We start from the raw sequence: 13,254 nt of genomic DNA on the forward strand, positions 1-13,254 counted from the left end.
GCACCTACCGATGAACACGCCCGAAGGAAACCGATCAACGGTCGCGGATTGAGGTCCTGACCAACACAGTTGCTACAGGGACGTACTTGCGGCGTGTCCCGCGCTGGTAGGCGGGCAAGGACCCTGCAACCAGCAAGCACCGTAACGGCCTTTAGCGAATCCCCAATCCCGACCCCCCAATCCCAGCCCCTCAGGCATCCAGCTCCAGCACCATCCGCACCAGTTCCGGCGAATCCGGATGCGCCTGCGGCTTGAAGCCCAGCGATTCGGCCAGCTGCAGCATCGGGACGTTGCTCTGCAGCACGTCGCCGAACAGGCAATCCAGATACTTGCGGCGCGCCCACTTCACCAGCTTGCGCATCAATTGCCGTCCCAGGCCCTGGCCGGCGACGAAGCTGCTGACCAGGATGGTGTATTCGGCCTGGCGGGTGCCCGGCACCAATGCTGCGCGCGCCACCGCGCCGACCAGGGCTTCGCCCGGGGGCAACTGCTCGGCGGCGACCAGCACGATCTCGGTCTTGGGGTTGGGATGGGTCAGGCGCTGCACCATCTCCGGGGTGATTTCGGCGGAGGAGCGTACGAAGCGCGCGCGGATTTCCTCCGGTCCCAGCAGGCTGAATGCCCCTTGCAGCGGCGGGCCGTCCTCGGGACGGATCGGGCGGAGCAACAGGGTGCGGCCATTGGGCAGGCTGAAGTTTTCATGCCAGGGAGGCATGCGATTGCGAATGGCCATGACCGGTGTTCCTTAAAGATCGGAAGATTCTGGCACCAGCCCGGCGCGCAACCATGAATGAATCCGGTGCGCCGCTGAGGGCCATCAAGGGGTGGCAGTGCTTCCCAGACAACTGTAACGAGCGGAGCCGTGAGCCGGTCGTGAGCTTGCCCGCACGCGATCACCCCCGCAGTTGCCGCCTGTTGGCGGGGGCTGGATGGCGGCCTGCTGGATCGATCACGCCTGTTTGAGACCAGGCCCGGCGGTCGCGCCAAGGCCCTGCCTCATGCCAATGCCAGACTGCTGCGGCCATCAGCCAGCAGCCGATGCGCACTGACGCCGGTGCAAGGCGCACCGTGCGACGTGTGCCGTCGCCGCAACTGCGGCCAGGCGAATGCTCCACGGATTGCCGGGTGTATCAGGCGTCCTGGCGCAGCCATTCCAGCCGCGTGGAAGCGCCAAGTTCGCCAAGATGCTTCTTGAGCACCGGCAATGCCGGTGCCAGCACCTTGTCGAATTGCCAGGGCGCGTTGACGATCAATAGCCCGCTGCCGGTCAGGCGCAGTGGCGAGTCGTCCGGGCGCACCTGCAGCTCGGCCACCAGCACCGACTTGGCCGGCAACGTGGCCGCTTTGCGCATGAACGGCTGCAGGCTGCGACGCAGCTTGATCGGGTACCACACCATGCAGATCGCCTGCGGCCAGCGCGCCAACGTCTCGCGCACGCTATGGATGATCTGCTGGTATTCGGCGTCCTGCGACTCGTACGGCGGGTCGATCAGCACCAGCCCGCGGCCGATCTTGGTGTCGCCGGCGCGCGGCGGCAAAAATGCGCGGATGGCCGCATAGCCGTCGCCAGCATGCACGCGCACGCGGCTGTCCTTGGCGAACAGGGTCTTGAGCGCCTCCGCCTCGTCCGGCTGCAATTCGCAGAACGCCATGCGGTCCTGCTCGCGCAGGGCCTGCGCGGCCAGCAGCGGCGAGCCGGGGTAATGGTTGAGCTGGATGCCGGCGGTGGGGCGGGCCGGCTTTTGCCCAGGTACGGCGGGGCGGGCGACGGTCTGGTTGTCGGCCTGCACCGCACGCAGATAGCGCTCGACCACCTCCGGCAAGGTGGACTCGGCCATCAGCCGCATCACGCCGGCATCGGCTTCGTTGGTCTTGCGGCTTTCTTCGCCACCGAGTTGGTAGCGGCCGCGCCCGGCGTGGGTGTCGAGCACGAAAAACGGGGTGTCCTTGCGCTTGAGGGTGTCGATCAGCGCCAGCAAGGCGATGTGCTTGAGCACGTCGGCATGGTTGCCGGCATGGAAGGCGTGGCGATAGTTCATCGGGGAAGTGTAGAGCGTGCGCGGCCCTTTGCGCTGCGCGCGGGTGCGCGGCGTGGCGGGATGCACCAGCGGCATGGTCCTGAGGGCGGGGCGCCGGGAGCGCGCAGCCGCCCCGGCCATCTGTTGCCAACGTCTGTCGCCGACGCTTGCGTGCGTGCCGCGGCCTGGCAGCCTGCGCGCTATGGGCCGCGCCGGCATGCGGCTATGCTGCGCGCCATGTCCGACTCTCCCGCCCGCGTACTCGTCGTCGAAGACGAAGCCGCCATCGCCGATACCGTGCTCTACGCGCTGCGTAGCGAAGGCTATGCGGCAGAACATTGCCTGTTGGGCCGCGACGCGCTGGCGCGGTTGCGTGCCGACCCGGCCGATGTGGTGGTGCTGGACGTGGGCCTGCCGGACATCAACGGCTTCGAGGTATGCCGCAGCCTGCGCAGTTTCAGCGAGGTGCCGGTGATCTTCCTGACCGCGCGCAACGACGAGATCGACCGCGTGCTCGGGCTGGAGCTGGGCGCCGACGATTACATGGCCAAGCCGTTCTCCCCGCGCGAGCTGGTGGCGCGGGTGCGCGCACGTCTGCGCCGCCGCAGCGTGGCAGCAGTGGCCGAACCGGGTTGGCAGCCGCATGGCGCGTTCGCGATCGACCGCGACGGCAGCCGCATCCGCTACGGCGATGCCTTGTTGCCGCTGACCCGTTACGAATACGCGTTGCTGGCTGCGTTGCTGCAACGCCCCGGTGCGATCCTGAGCCGTGCGCAGTTGATGGATCGCGGCTGGGATGCCAGCGCCGACAGCGCCGATCGCACCGTCGACACCCATATCAAGACGCTACGCAGCAAGCTGCGCCTGGCGGGCGTGCCGGCCGACCCGATTCGCACCCATCGTGGCCTTGGCTACGCCCTGGAGCTGTAGCCGATGGACTGGCGTGTGTGTGGTGCGTTGAACCGAGTGGGGTGCTGACATGCGGCTCGGTCTCAAGCTGTTTCTGGGCTTCTTCCTGATCGTGGGCCTGGCCGCGTTCTTCGTGATGCGGGTGTTCGTCAACGAGGTCAAACCCGGCGTGCGTCAGGCGATGGAATCCACGTTGGTGGATGCGGCCAACGTGCTGGCAGAAATGGCCAGCAGCGACCTGGCCGCCGGGCACATCGTCGACGGCCGCTTTGCGCACAACCTGGCGCAGGCGCAGCAGCGCGACCCCAAGGCCTGGGTGTGGCGCTTCCGCAAGAACAATGTGGATTACCGCGTCACCGTGACCGATGCGCGCGGGGTGGTGGTATTCGATTCGCTGGGCCGCGATGTGGGACGCGACAACTCGCGTTGGAACGATGTCTACCGCACCTTGCGTGGCGAATACGGCGCGCGTTCCAGCCCGGAACTCGATGGCGACCCTAAAGCCACCGTCATGCATGTGGCCGCACCGATCTACGCGCCCGACCAACCCGGCAAGTTGATCGGCGTGCTCACCCTGGCCCAGCCCAATCGCAGCATCGACCCGTTTATCGAAGCCAGCCAACGCAACATCCTGCAGCGCGGGGCCTGGTTGATCGGTATTTCCGCGTTGATCGGCATCCTGATGACCTGGTGGCTGATGCGCGGCATCGGCCGGCTCAACCGCTATGCGCAGGCCGTGAGCGCCGGTATCCCGGTGCCGCCACCCAAACCGCGCGGCGATGAAATCGGCGACCTCGGCCAGGCGCTGGAAACCATGCGCCGCAAGCTGGAAGGCAAGGCCTACGTCGAGCATTACGTACAGTCGCTGACGCATGAAATGAAAAGCCCGTTGGCGGCGATCCGTGGCGCATCGGAGTTGTTGACCGAGCCGTTGCCGGAAGCCGATCGTCAGCATTTTGTCGCCAGCATCCGCGCGCAGGAACAACGGCTCACCGAAACCATCGACAAGCTGCTCGCGCTGGCTGAGGTGGAACAGCACGGTCGGCTGCAGACGCGCGCGCGCATCGCTGTGAGCAGCGTGCTGCAAGCGGCGTTGGAGGCGGTTGCGCCGCGTGCCGCCGCAGCGGGTGTGCAGCTGGAGAGTGCCGCGCCGCCCGATTCGAGCGGCGAGCAGCACGTATCTGGCGATGGATTTTTGTTGCGTCAGGCGCTGATCAATCTGCTGGAAAATGCGATTGCGTTTTCGCCGCAGGGCAGCAGTGTGCAGCTGCGTGCGCACATACATGCAGGGTACTGGCAGCTGTCGGTCGAAGACCGGGGCAGCGGGGTGCCGGACTACGCCATCGAACGCGTCTTCGAGCGCTTTTACTCGTTGGCGCGGCCGCAGACCGGGCAACGCAGCTCCGGCCTCGGCTTGCCGTTCGTGCGCGAGGTGGCGCGCCTGCACGGTGGCGATGTGGCGCTGGGCAATCGCGACGGTGGCGGTGCGATTGCGACCTTGCGGCTGCCGATCGGCTAAGCGCGGCTGACACAGCGTCGCGAGCAGTTGTCAGGTGAGTGTGGACGGCGTGCTCAGATCCGGAGAGAGGGCCATGCCGTATCGGCCGCGCCCGCCTGGCGGTGAGCGCAGGCATGTTGTTGGCCGATCTTGGTGTTAAGCAGAGCTTGGTGTTAAGTAGAGCTTGTGCAGCAGTAGGACGCCGAGAACGCACCATCGCTGCAGGAAATGCGGCATGCGGAATACGGCATGCACCAGCGCGCATGCCGTATCCGTATCAGCCGCACATCGCAGTGCGCTTCTGCGGTGCGCTAGTGCACCACGTCGGCGCCGGTGACGTCCTTGGCCACCACCGACCAGGACAGCTTGCCAAAGCCTTTGTTGCCCCACTCGGTGCCCCAGCTGTTTTCGACGATCAGCCCTTCGCTGTCGTAACCCAGCGCGATCACCGCATGCCCGCCCAGGATCGGGGTCTTGATGTCGTAGTCGACCTGATTCTTGGGGGTGAGGTCCTCAAAACCCTGCCGCACATAGAAGCCGATGGCGACCGGCGTGGACGAGGCCAGCGCCAGTTTGATCTGCTCGATCAGGGCGCGCCCGCCATCGCCGTTGCCCGCATACAGCACGGTGTACTTCCGGTAGGGCGTGGGGTTTTTGGCGGCGTTGGCGCGGTCGGCGGCGGTGGGTGGGTTCTTCCAGTTGTAGTTGCCCCACGAATAATGCTGCTCGGTAGCGATGCCTTGCGCCAGCGCAACTTCCAGCGGGGCTTCCAGCGTGGAGCCGTCATCGACGCCGCCGTTGACCTGGCTATAGAGATACATCGGGGCAAAGCGAGTTTGCGCCTGTTTGCTGGCATTGGCGTACCAGCCGGTCAAGGTGTGCGCGGTGGCCCACGACGCACACGATCCCACCTGGCCCTGATCGCCCGGCGTGATCGCCCAGGCGGTTAGGTCCACCGAGGCGGGAAGGGATTTGGCCGCGCTCGCGGTTCCGAATAGCGGGGTGACCGGCTGCATCAACGACGATGGCTTCAAACCCATTCCGTGCGTTGCCGCCTGCGCTGCGGCGGAGGACAGGCTCAGGGCGGCGAGCACGCAAAGCGCAAGTGAACATTGCTTGTTCATGGAAGACAGACTCCAGGGAGTAGAGGAATGCAGTCGTGCGCACTGTTGGAACCACGGCCGGCAAGCGGGCACACGGGTGGGACGACACCGATGCGGTGCACGCAGAAAAAAGGAAAGAGACGCCGAAGGCCGACAAAACCAGAAAGCCGTAAGCGGAATAACTCAGGAAAAGAAGGGATGGCCCTGAAGTGCGTAGCTGCGTGCTCATCCTTGCGCCTGGCGCGAAAGAACGCGGCGGTGATGCGAAGTGTCATCACTGAAACGGAAGCGTGCACTGGGCCTGCGTTGCACTTTTAAAGCGTAAAAACGCGATTTCCTGACTGGGTCACAGTGTCGGCCGGCGCGCGTGCAGAGGCGGCACTTCACATTCGCTTCAAATTCACCTCAAACCCTGGACACCGTCGCCTTGCACCCTGACCACCTCCCAGAATGAGGATGGCCGATGAAATCCCTGAAACTGTTGTTGCGGTTCGCCACCATCGGCGGGCTGATCCTGTTGTTGCTGATTCCCTTGTTGCTGATTCGCGGCACCGTGCAGGACCGTGCGCAGTACCGCGACCAGGCGGTGGAGCGGGTGGCGCAGAGCAAGGCCGGCGAGCAGCAGTTCATCGCACCGGTGCGGGTGCTGCCGTACACCGAAGATGTGCAGGTGACCGAGCCGGACGAGGAGGGCAAGTCGCACAAGGTCTGGCGCAAGCGCGATGGGCAGCTGCTGCAGACCCCTCGCACGCTCAACCTGAGCGGCGAGTTGCTGCCGTCCGAGCGCAAGATCGGCCTGTTCCGCGTGCAGGTGTATTCGTGGAAGGCCAAGCTCAAGGCCGAATTCGACCCGCTCGAGTATCCGGCCGTGGCCGGGCGCAGCTATGGTCAGCCGCATCTGGCCGTGGGCATTTCGGACGTGCGTGGCTTGGTCGGCACGCCAACGCTGCGGGTGGACGGCCGCACGCTGACGCTGGAAAGCGGCGCTGGCGGCCTGGCATCGCGCTCTGCCGGCATTCACGCCGATCTGCAGCCCTTGGGCGATCCGCTGGCCGGCAAGCTGGTCGATGGCAATGCGGTGGATATGGCATTCGTGCTGGATGGCACGCGCAGTCTGACCATCGCGCCGATTGCCGACAATAACGACATCGCGCTGCGCTCGGCGTGGCCGCATCCGTTGTTCGGTGGGCGCTTTCTGCCGAATGCGCCGACCATCAGCGAGCGTGGCTTCGATGCGAGTTGGTCGCTGTCGTCGCTGGCAACCGGTGCGCAGACGCAGCTGCAGTCGTCGCAGTCGTCGCTGGATACGCTGGAAGTGCGTCTGGTCGACCCGGTGGATGTGTATACCCAGGCCGATCGCGCCAGCAAGTACGGCATCCTGTTCGTGGTGTTGACCTTTGTGGCGTTCGTGTTGTTCGAGCTGATCAAGCGCTTGCCGATCCATCCGTTGCAATACCTGCTGGTCGGCCTGGCGCTGGCGATCTTCTTCCTGTTGCTGCTGAGCCTTTCCGAGCACATCGCGTTCTGGCAGGCGTATCTGGTGTCGGCGGCGGCGTGTATCGGCCTGCAGTTCTTCTATCTGTCCGGCGTGTTGCGGAGCTGGGTACGCGCTGCCGGGTTCTCGGTGATGCTGACGGCGTTGTATGGCGTGCTCTATAGCCTGCTGGTCTCGGAAGACAACTCGTTGCTGATGGGGGCGCTGCTGCTGTTCGGCATCCTGGCCAGCATCATGTGGGTGACGCGTAAGGTCGATTGGTACGAGCTTGGCAACAGCCTGCGCTGAGGTCGACATGCGCGCGCATGCACAGGTGTACCGGCGGGCGCAGCGTTTGCTGCCCGCCGGAATCGACACGGTGGCGCTGCTTCCCGCAGCGCCACTGTCGCAATGGGAAGGCTCGCCGCTGTCGGCGTTGCCGCTGGCGCGCGAGGGCCGCCGTGGGGTGATCGGCCTGCGCCTGCATGCGCGCACGGCGCAGGCCTTGCGTGTGGATGGATGCAGTTTTTTGCAGGCGTCGCGGCAGCAGCAGGCGCCGGCACCGGACGCACGTGTGCGCGGCTACGGGCCGTGGCAGCGCTTGAGTAACGGTAGTTACTGGGCGCGCAGTACCGATGCGCTGCTTGGGGTGCTGGTGGCCCAGGAAGAAGCGGCGGTGTGGTTGATGTGGCAACAGCCCGGCAACGCGGCCCAGCGCCATGACGGCTGGCTGCGTTGAGCCGCGGCAGTGCAGCAGCGCAACATGGCCAGGCTCGCTTACCATGGCCGCATGACCGGCACCTCCCTGATCGTTGAAACAGTTCACGGCAACGCGGTGTTGCCGTATCTGGATGCGCTAGCGCAGTTGCGCATCGCGGTGTTCCGCGCATGGCCGTATCTGTACGACGGCGATGCCGGCTACGAACGCGACTATCTGGCTGCCTATGCCGCTTCGCCCGATAGCGTGTTCGTCCTGGCGCGCGATGGCGATGCGGTCATCGGCGCCTCCACCGGCTTGCCGTTGCTCGACGACAGCGCCGCTTTCCACACGCCATTCAGCGCCGCCGGCATCGACCCGGCCAGCGTGTTTTATTTCGGCGAGTCGGTGTTGTTGTCGGCGTATCGCGGGCAGGGCATTGGCCATGCCTTCTTCGACAGGCGCGAGGCGCATGCCCGAGCATTGGGCCGCTTTACGCTCGCCGCGTTCTGCTCGGTGGAACGTGCAGCGGACGACCCGCGCAAACCTGCCGACTATCGCCCCAACGATGTGTTCTGGCGCAAGCGCGGTTACGCGCCGCAGCCAGGCATGCAGGTGCAGCTGGAGTGGGCGGAGTTGCAACATGGGCAGATCGACCACAGCTTGAGTGTGTGGACGCGCGCGCTGAAACCTTGAGCGTGGTGCAGTCGATTGCGTTGCTGCGCACGTTTTACGTCGCTATAGAGCCGTTAAAGGAAGCTTGCCGATGAATGCTCCGCTCACCATTGCCGTTGCCAAGTATCCGATCGGCAAACCCGTGGATTTCGCAGCCTTCGCCGCGCGCATGTCGGCACTGATCGGCGAGGCTGCGGCTGCCGGCGCGCGGGTGGCGGTGCTGCCGGAATATCTGTCGTTGGAGCTGGCGGCCACGTTCGGCACGCAGGTTTCGGCCGGCCTGCCTGAGTCGTTGGCGGCCATCCAGGCGCTGCGAACGGCGTGGCTGGAGCTGTTTGCCGGCCTGGCGCGGCAGCACCGGTTGCATCTGATTGCCGGGAGTTTTCTGCTGGATCTGGGCCATGGCCGCTATCGCAATCGCAGCGACTGGTTCACGCCCGACGGCGGCCACGGTTGGCAGGACAAGCTGCAACTGACCGGGTTCGAAAAAGCCACCGGGCTGATCGAGCCGGGCGATGCATTGAAGGTGTTCGAGCTGGACGGCGTGCGTGCGGCGATTGCGATCTGCTACGACAGCGAGTTCCCGTTGCCGGTGCGCGCGCAGTACGAAGCAGGCGCGCGCCTGTTGATCGTGCCCAGTTGTACCGACACTGCCGCCGGCGCCACCCGCGTGCGGGTCGGGTGTCTGGCGCGCGCACTGGAAAACCGCATGTTCGTCGCGCAATCGGTCACCGCCGGTGAGGCGCCCTGGAGCCCCGCGCTGGACATCAACACCGGCGAGGCGGCGGTGTTTGCACCGATGGATGTGGGCTTCCCCGCCGACGGCGTGCTGGCGCAAACCGATGCAGACACCGTCTGGGCGTATGCCGCGCTGGACTTCGATGCGTTCGAAGCCAGCCGCGCCCACGCGCAGGTGGCCAACGACCGCGATTGGTCGGGGCAGTTGGCGCCGGAAGTGGCGCGTGCCAAGCTGGCCGCGTTCGATTGACCAAGAACGATTGATCCCCTGCTCGCATCGTGCGCAGGCGCGGAGGTTGCAAACGCGGTGGGTGCGCTCAGCACCTGCCGCCGCATGCAGCGACCGCGCAGCTACGTGCGCAGGCCTTCAATCGCCCAACTTCGTAACACCACCCACCAGGTTCCCATGGCCAAGAAAACCCTGATTCCGCACAGCGTCCGGCTGGAGTTCGCACCCGGCGCGCTGGTGCACAGCAATCTGTCCGGCGCGGCGTTTACCGACGACTGGCTGTGGGTGGCCGGCGACGAAGCCTGCGCGGTGGATCGCCTGCGCAAGCTGCAGCCGACCCAGCGTGAGACGCTGCGCTTCGGTGAGGGCCAGAGTTTCCCACTGGCCGAGCTGCTGGATCTTCCGGGGGAGGACGCAGAGGAAGCCGATCTGGAAGGCATGGGCCTGTCGGACGGCTATCTTTGGGTGATCGGCTCGCATGGCTTGAAGCGCAAGAACGCCAAGCCCGGCCGCGACGATGCCGACAACGCCAAACGCCTGACCAAACTCAAGCTCGACGCCAACCGCCGCCTGCTGGCCTGCCTGCCGATCGAGTCCGATGCCGATGGCACGCCACGGCTGGTGCGCGAGGCTGCCGATGGCCGCCGCGCGCTGCGGCTCAAGGGCGACGCCAAGCACAACCAGCTCACCGAGCTGCTGGCCGACGACGCGCATTTTGGCCCGTTTTTGAAGATTCCCGGCAAGGACAATGGCTTCGATATCGAAGGCATCGTGGCCGACGGGAAGCGCCTGCTGCTTGGGCTGCGCGGGCCGGTGCTGCGCGGCTGGTCGGCGCTGCTGGAAATCCAGGTGGAAGCGCATGGCGACCATCTGCGCCTGGCGCCGCTGGACGACGACGGCACGCTGCTGCGCAAGCACTTCCTGCAACTGGGCGGGCTGGGCATCCGCGATCTGCATTATTCCGGCGACGATCTGTATCTGCTGGCCGGCCCCACGATGGTGTTGAACGGCGAGATCCGCCTGTTCAAATGGCCGGACGCACGCACCGTGCTGGCCGCCAACCGCGAGCCGGTGCGCTTTCAGCATGCCTTGTTGGAATCGGCGGTGCTGCCGCATGGCAAGGACAGCGACCGCGCCGAAGCCATCTGTAACCTGCCGCCGCAGCTGGCCGGCAAGGTTCCCAGCTGGCTGGTGCTGTACGACGCGCCCGGCCCGGCGCGCAGCGATGGCGAATGCGTGGTGTACGGCGACTTGTTGCGCAATCGCTGAGCCAGGCCGACGCCGGCCGCAGCGTGCAGTGCGCAGCCGGCGGTCGAGCTTCAAGGGTCTGATCGCAGCGCAGACGCGAGCGGCTGAAGGCGTTGCGCGGCAAGGACACGGGCATGCCGGCACCACCGTCGATGCGCGATGCGGCGCCGCTGCGGCACCCGACATCACCGCCGCCGCACCCGGCCGGGCAGGGCCACGCTGCGCAAGGTAAAATCGGCGCACTCCCGTTTCGCCGAGCGTTCCATGACCTGCCGCACCCGCTTTGCTCCCAGCCCCACCGGTTACCTGCACATCGGCGGCGCCCGCACCGCCCTGTATTGCTGGTTGGAGGCGCGCCACCGCGGCGGCGAGTTCGTGCTGCGCATCGAAGACACCGACCGCGAACGCAGCACCCAGGCGGCCATCGACGCCATCCTGGAGGCGATGGACTGGTTGGGCCTGGGCTACGACGAAGGCCCGGTCTACCAGACCCAGCGCATTGCCCGCTATCAAGAGGTGGCCGAGCAGCTGCTGGCGCAGGGCAAGGCCTATTACGCCTACGAAAGCCGCGAAGAGCTCGACGCCATGCGCGAGGCCGCGATGGCCAAGCAGGAAAAGCCGCGCTACAACGGCGCCGCGCGCGAGCAGCAGCTGCCGTACCGCGACGACCCCAACCGGGTGATCCGCTTCAAGAACCCGGTCGGCGGCACGGTGGTGTTCGACGACCTGATCAAGGGCCGCATCGAGATCGCCAACAGCGAGCTCGACGACATGGTGATCTTCCGCCCGGACGGCTTCCCCACCTATAACTTTGCGGTGGTGGTGGACGATTGGGACATGGGCATCACCGAGGTGATCCGCGGCGACGACCACATCAACAACACCCCGCGCCAGATCAACATCTATGAAGCACTGGGCGCGCCGGTGCCCAAGTTCGCGCACATGCCGATGATCCTGGACGAGCAGGGCGCCAAGCTGTCCAAGCGCACCGGCGCGGCCGATGTCATGCAGTACAAGGACGCCGGCTACCTGCCGCATGCGCTGATCAATTACCTGGCCCGTCTGGGCTGGTCGCATGGCGACCAGGAGTTGTTCAGCCAGCAGGAACTGCTGGACCTGTTCGATGTCAAGGACGTCAATTCCAAGGCTGCGCGCCTGGACATGGCCAAGCTCGGTTGGGTCAATCAGCATTATCTGAAGACCGATGACCCGGCCAGCATCGCGCCGCAGCTGGAATATCAGCTCGCCAAGCTTGGCCTGGACATCGGCGCCGGCCCGGCCGCTGCCGATGTGGTGGTGGCGCTGCGCGAGCGCGTGCAGACGCTGAAGGACATGGCCGAAAAAGCCGTGGTCTGGTACCAGCCGCTGGAAACCTACGACGAAGCGGCGGTGATCAAGCACCTGAAGCTCGGTGCGGAAGTGCCGCTGGGCAAGGCGCGCGAGATGCTGGCGGCGCTGAGCGAGTGGAGCGTGGAAAGCGTGTCGGCGGCGCTGCACGAGGCCGCCGCGGCGCTGGAACTGGGCATGGGCAAGGTCGCCCAGCCGCTGCGGGTGGCCATCACCGGCACCCAGGTCAGCCCGGACATTTCGCAGACGGTGTACCTGGCTGGTCGCCAGGGTGCCTTGAAACGCATCGATGCGGCACTCATCAAGATTGGAGCGGCCTGACGCCGGAGCCTGTATGACCAAGCACACGCACACCCAACCGCACGACCAGGACCATGCCTGCACGGCCCCGCATCATCACGTGGACGATGCCAACAGCTTCGTGCGCGCGGTGGAGCGCGCCTGCAGCGAGCGCGGCCTGCGGCTGACGCCGATCCGTGCCAACGTCCTGCGGCTGATCGCCGACGCCGGCAAACCAGTCAAGGCTTACGAACTGCTGGACTGGGTGCGCGAAGGCAAGGGCGTGGGCGCCGATGCCCCGCCTACGGTGTACCGCGCGCTGGATTTTTTGATGGCCAATGGCTTTGTGCACAAGCTCGAATCGGTCAACGCCTTCGTCGCCTGCCACCACCCCAACAGCGCCCAGCATTCGGTGCCGTTTTTGATCTGCGACCGCTGCCATAGCGCCGTGGAACTGGAAGACCGCGAGGTGGTGGCGCAACTGGAAGCCCGCGCCAAGGCGCTGGGATTCCAGCCGCAGGCGCAGACGCTGGAAGTGCATGGCCTGTGCGCCAAGTGCGCAGTGTCGGAGTAAGCCTCCCGCCAGGTCGCGCAACGCGCGGCTTCGGCACGCCCGCGGCGCGATGCCAGGGCAGTAGTGTGCGTAGTGGTGCAGTGAGGCGGCGGTAGCGCGCAGCCGGTTGAATGCGGCAGATCACCGGTTCCGATGCCGCCAAGTGGCGGCACCATGGGTGTCGCTGCGTGGTACAGCAACGCGTTGACGGCCCGCAGCGTTCAAGCCAGCGGGTCATCGATCATCGGTCAGCGAGCGCTCGCTTTCCCGATGCCTGACCTGCGCGCAGCGTCACCGACATTTCAAACCCGGTACGGCGCATGGAGTTCACGCGGCGCCTCCAGGCCGGGTTGGAACAGCGCGTTCGTTGAGCCGGTTCCATGCCTGATCGCGCTGACGGCGCGGTCATTTCAGTGTTCAACCACCACGCAAGCCGATGCACGCGTGATGCGCCCGCCTGCGCAGGTGATGGTGCGCGCAGCACAA

Annotated in this window: 12 protein-coding genes; 9 read left to right on the top strand and 3 right to left on the bottom strand. The window is 65.9% G+C overall.

From position 1 onward, the window contains the following. Window positions 1-190: 190 nt before the first annotated feature. On the bottom strand, window positions 191-733 hold the full coding sequence (locus VC212_RS10760; protein WP_055849802.1) for a GNAT family N-acetyltransferase: 543 nt from the start codon (window positions 731-733) through the stop codon (window positions 191-193). Window positions 734-1,130: 397 nt separating this feature from the next. Further along, the gene (gene rlmJ / locus VC212_RS10765) at window positions 1,131-2,039 is read right to left on the bottom strand and encodes a 23S rRNA (adenine(2030)-N(6))-methyltransferase RlmJ (protein ID WP_055849804.1); all 909 of its coding nucleotides are present in this window, start codon (window positions 2,037-2,039) and stop codon (window positions 1,131-1,133) included. A gap of 204 nt (window positions 2,040-2,243) precedes the next feature. Here rlmJ and creB point away from each other — a divergent pair, with 204 nt between their 5' ends. Continuing rightward, window positions 2,244-2,948 carry a two-component system response regulator CreB gene (gene creB / locus VC212_RS10770; protein WP_193553230.1) on the top strand — a complete coding sequence of 235 codons (705 nt, stop codon included), beginning with the start codon at window positions 2,244-2,246 and terminating at the stop codon, window positions 2,946-2,948. A 49-nt stretch (window positions 2,949-2,997) separates the two neighbouring features. Further along, on the top strand, window positions 2,998-4,446 hold the full coding sequence (gene creC, locus VC212_RS10775) for a two-component system sensor histidine kinase CreC (protein ID WP_323515734.1): 1,449 nt from the start codon (window positions 2,998-3,000) through the stop codon (window positions 4,444-4,446). 290 nt (window positions 4,447-4,736) lie between these two features. Here creC and VC212_RS10780 read toward each other — a convergent pair whose 3' ends face one another. Further along, the gene (locus VC212_RS10780) at window positions 4,737-5,549 is read right to left on the bottom strand and encodes a C1 family peptidase (RefSeq protein ID WP_323515732.1); all 813 of its coding nucleotides are present in this window, start codon (window positions 5,547-5,549) and stop codon (window positions 4,737-4,739) included. Between the two features lie 442 nt (window positions 5,550-5,991). On the opposite strand from VC212_RS10780, the gene creD reads away from it, so the two are divergent. From creD to VC212_RS10815, 7 genes are all read left to right on the top strand, one after another. Next, window positions 5,992-7,311, top strand: a complete 1,320-nt coding sequence (gene creD / locus VC212_RS10785) for a cell envelope integrity protein CreD (protein WP_323515730.1) — start codon at window positions 5,992-5,994, stop codon at window positions 7,309-7,311. A gap of 7 nt (window positions 7,312-7,318) precedes the next feature. Beyond that, entirely contained in the window at window positions 7,319-7,741 is a 423-nt protein-coding gene (locus VC212_RS10790; protein WP_323515728.1) for a hypothetical protein, read from the top strand. Window positions 7,742-7,792: 51 nt separating this feature from the next. After that, on the top strand, window positions 7,793-8,395 hold the full coding sequence (locus tag VC212_RS10795) for a GNAT family N-acetyltransferase (RefSeq protein ID WP_323515746.1): 603 nt from the start codon (window positions 7,793-7,795) through the stop codon (window positions 8,393-8,395). Between the two features lie 70 nt (window positions 8,396-8,465). Next, complete coding sequence (locus VC212_RS10800; RefSeq protein ID WP_323515725.1) at window positions 8,466-9,362, top strand: carbon-nitrogen hydrolase family protein; 897 nt, start codon at window positions 8,466-8,468, stop codon at window positions 9,360-9,362. Between the two features lie 156 nt (window positions 9,363-9,518). Then, window positions 9,519-10,610: a DUF3616 domain-containing protein gene (locus VC212_RS10805; RefSeq protein WP_055849814.1), complete on the top strand. Its 1,092-nt coding sequence runs from the start codon at window positions 9,519-9,521 to the stop codon at window positions 10,608-10,610. 243 nt (window positions 10,611-10,853) lie between these two features. After that, complete coding sequence (gene gltX / locus VC212_RS10810; RefSeq protein WP_323515722.1) at window positions 10,854-12,257, top strand: glutamate--tRNA ligase; 1,404 nt, start codon at window positions 10,854-10,856, stop codon at window positions 12,255-12,257. A 13-nt stretch (window positions 12,258-12,270) separates the two neighbouring features. Then, complete coding sequence (locus VC212_RS10815) at window positions 12,271-12,789, top strand: Fur family transcriptional regulator (RefSeq protein ID WP_323515719.1); 519 nt, start codon at window positions 12,271-12,273, stop codon at window positions 12,787-12,789. Window positions 12,790-13,254: the final 465 nt, after the last annotated feature.

Source organism: Xanthomonas sp. WHRI 8932A, assembly GCF_035012785.1.
Taxonomy (GTDB): domain Bacteria; phylum Pseudomonadota; class Gammaproteobacteria; order Xanthomonadales; family Xanthomonadaceae; genus Xanthomonas.

Excerpts from the sequence above, each read along its gene's own strand:
- creD (WP_323515730.1), top strand. The coding sequence starts at position 5,992 with ATGAAATCCCTGAAACTGTTGTTGCGGTTCGCCACCATCGGCGGGCTG.
- VC212_RS10805 (WP_055849814.1), top strand. The coding sequence starts at position 9,519 with ATGGCCAAGAAAACCCTGATTCCGCACAGCGTCCGGCTGGAGTTCGCA.
- rlmJ (WP_055849804.1), bottom strand. The coding sequence starts at position 2,039 with ATGAACTATCGCCACGCCTTCCATGCCGGCAACCATGCCGACGTGCTC.
- VC212_RS10760 (WP_055849802.1), bottom strand. The coding sequence starts at position 733 with ATGGCCATTCGCAATCGCATGCCTCCCTGGCATGAAAACTTCAGCCTG.
- VC212_RS10780 (WP_323515732.1), bottom strand. The coding sequence starts at position 5,549 with ATGAACAAGCAATGTTCACTTGCGCTTTGCGTGCTCGCCGCCCTGAGC.
- gltX (WP_323515722.1), top strand. The coding sequence starts at position 10,854 with ATGACCTGCCGCACCCGCTTTGCTCCCAGCCCCACCGGTTACCTGCAC.
- creC (WP_323515734.1), top strand. The coding sequence starts at position 2,998 with ATGCGGCTCGGTCTCAAGCTGTTTCTGGGCTTCTTCCTGATCGTGGGC.
- VC212_RS10790 (WP_323515728.1), top strand. The coding sequence starts at position 7,319 with ATGCGCGCGCATGCACAGGTGTACCGGCGGGCGCAGCGTTTGCTGCCC.
- VC212_RS10795 (WP_323515746.1), top strand. The coding sequence starts at position 7,793 with ATGACCGGCACCTCCCTGATCGTTGAAACAGTTCACGGCAACGCGGTG.
- VC212_RS10815 (WP_323515719.1), top strand. The coding sequence starts at position 12,271 with ATGACCAAGCACACGCACACCCAACCGCACGACCAGGACCATGCCTGC.
- VC212_RS10800 (WP_323515725.1), top strand. The coding sequence starts at position 8,466 with ATGAATGCTCCGCTCACCATTGCCGTTGCCAAGTATCCGATCGGCAAA.
- creB (WP_193553230.1), top strand. The coding sequence starts at position 2,244 with ATGCTGCGCGCCATGTCCGACTCTCCCGCCCGCGTACTCGTCGTCGAA.